3 protein-coding genes are annotated in these 2537 nt (G+C 38.9%); 1 reads left to right on the forward strand and 2 read right to left on the reverse strand.

The features are described from left to right. Positions 1 to 150: 150 nt before the first annotated feature. Complete coding sequence (gene cobS / locus QXQ25_06535; protein ID MEM0161359.1) at positions 151 to 861, reverse strand: adenosylcobinamide-GDP ribazoletransferase; 711 nt, start codon at positions 859 to 861, stop codon at positions 151 to 153. Positions 862 to 907: 46 nt separating this feature from the next. Here cobS and QXQ25_06540 point away from each other — a divergent pair, with 46 nt between their 5' ends. Continuing rightward, positions 908 to 1867: a TIGR00303 family protein gene (locus QXQ25_06540; GenBank protein MEM0161360.1), complete on the forward strand. Its 960-nt coding sequence runs from the start codon at positions 908 to 910 to the stop codon at positions 1865 to 1867. Here QXQ25_06540 and QXQ25_06545 read toward each other — a convergent pair. Continuing rightward, the coding region (locus QXQ25_06545; protein ID MEM0161361.1) for an NAD(P)H-hydrate dehydratase at positions 1860 to 2537 on the reverse strand (678 nt) is incomplete at its 5' end. The two genes, QXQ25_06540 and QXQ25_06545, sit on opposite strands and share 8 nt — an antisense overlap.

Consider the following 2537-nt stretch of genomic DNA (forward strand, 5'->3'; position numbering starts at 1 on the left):
CAGTTAAGGGTGCGTTCGGAGATATTGCAATATAATATTCTGAAACGTTAGAGTTTTGCATGGCTTCAATAGCATACTCTATCACCATCTTGCCATTAACTTTCAAGATCAGTTTTTCAGTGTTCATTCTGCTACTTTTTCCCCCTGCCATTATAATGCCAAGCATAATATCACCATTGTAACAGCTCTTGCAAGTTCATTCATTGCTCCCAATCCATCTCCGTTCAAAAACCCAAAATTTTTTGTTGATATTCTTAATATTATGTATGAAACAATAAAGCCTGTGAAAATGAATAAATAATATATTTTCAGGATCGGAACAAACAAAAATGATAATAATATTGCAATTATGAAAATATTAATGTTAAAATGTTCCATAAACTGTTTTGCCAATCCTGATTCCGGTGCTTTTTTTGAAAGCAATCCTCCAAGCATCGAAAATTTGGCAGATAGTTCAGACACTAAAAAAAAGACGATAACATTAAATATTGAATAGCTCAGGATATCAATAGCTATAAACTCTGTCAAAAGCACAAATATTATCATAACAACTCCTGCAGTTCCCGTGTTCACATCTTTCAGAGCCTTTATCTTGCTCTCAATTGACCCTTTTTTCATCACACCGTCCGCAAAATCAGAGAGTCCGTCAAGATGCAGTATTCCGGTCATTAAATATAGAGAAATCAAAGAAAATAATACTGTAAAAAAATGAGGTAGAAAATGCTCTGACAGAATATATACTGTTATCGGCACTAGCGAGATCAAAAACGCTAAAAACGAGATAAAATAAAGTTGTCCAGTAGCTCGACTCAGCTCTCCTTTTACCGGTACTCTGGTAAAAAATCCAAACAGGTCCAACATTGCAAAAACTTAAAATACACTTTACATATATCAACTTTGCTTAAATATGTTATTCTTGCTCGTCATATCTAATACCAATGTTGCGGAGATACCAGGAATCACTGTTGCGGGCGAAAATCCGGAGATTATGAAATATACTCCTCCGGCAGATGCAGAGTACCTTTTTTATGAACGGCCATTATGCATAAATACAGTGCCGGTAACTCCTGCCGGACATCCAACACCAGGCATAATCACCAAGGCTGTAAAAGAGCTTGTAAATATGCCAGTAATGGTGGTAAGGTCCGGATCGATAATAGCTCCGAACCTGCCATATATCCATATCACAGACCAGCCTGGCGAAAATATTGTGAATGTTACAGCCATAAAAGATCTTGATGCAATAATGAACAATGCTAAAATACTGGCAAAGCAGGTCAATCAGAACGAAATAATGATCGCAGAGAGCATACCGGGTGGTACTACTACTGCACAGGCAGTGTTGACTGCGCTAGGATACAATGCGCAAGTTTCTTCGGCAGACATTGAAAATCCGATAAGCTTAAAAAAAGAGATTGTAAAAAAAGCAATGTCCAGATTAAAATTTCCCATCACATGGAAAACTGCACTGAAAGAGCTTGGAGATCCGATGATGGCGTTTATCAACGGCTTTGTTCCAGAATTTGAAGGATCTGTGTATTTGGCAGGAGGAACCCAGATGCTTGCAGTGGCAGCACTGTTGAAAGAGCAGGGTATAAAAGTGAAAAAAATCACCACTACCAGATACATCACAGAAGACAAGTTATCATCATTTAAAAAAACTGCAGCTGAGATCGGAGCAGAGTATTATTCAGCGCCATTAAATTTTTCGGGATCTAAGTATAAAGGATTGAGAGACTATGAATCAGGAATGGTGAAAGAAGGAGTAGGTGCAGGAGGTGCAGTATATATTGCCGAAAAAAACGGAATAAGCATCAGTAAGATAACTGAAAGGGTAGAGCAACTTTATTCTAAATTTTTCAAATAACCTCAAATCCATATCTCTTTTTGAGCTCTTCAAACCTGGTTCTTATCATTAAAAGCGCTTCTGGCAAATGTTCTAATATGTCTCGCGCGACCATGCCGTCCTCTCCTTTATCTCTTGCAGCCAGATCTCCAGCCAGGCCATGTGCAAACACGCCCATTCTCACAGCATTTTCAATGTTGAGTCCAAGACCAAACATGGCAGCAATCGTGCCGGTCAGTACATCTCCACTGCCTGCAGTGGCCATGCCTGCATTGCCGGTCATGTTTATGTACACTTTTCCGCTGGGTGTGCCAATCTGTGTATGAGCACCCTTTAACACGAGATATACACGATTTGTTTGCGAAAAAGAGCTGACAAATTCGATTGGATTGTCAAGAATGGCATTTATATCTTTTTTTGTAAGCCTGCTCATCTCTCCAAGATGGGGCGTCAAGATAGTATCTGCAGTTCTGGATCTTAATATTTCCATGTGATCTGCAATCGCGCTCAATCCATCGCCATCAATCAATACCGGTTTTTTTATCTCTGATGCCAGCTCTTCAATCAGCGTCTGTGTCTCAGCATTCAAAGATAATCCTGGCCCTAAAACCACAAAATCTGATAAATCTGCAAGTTTTAATATCTCTGTTTTTTCATTGTAATGTATAGATCCGTCATAAGTCTCAGATAC

Source organism: Thermoplasmata archaeon, from assembly GCA_038729465.1.
Taxonomy (GTDB): domain Archaea; phylum Thermoplasmatota; class Thermoplasmata; order Thermoplasmatales; family ARK-15; genus JAVRLB01.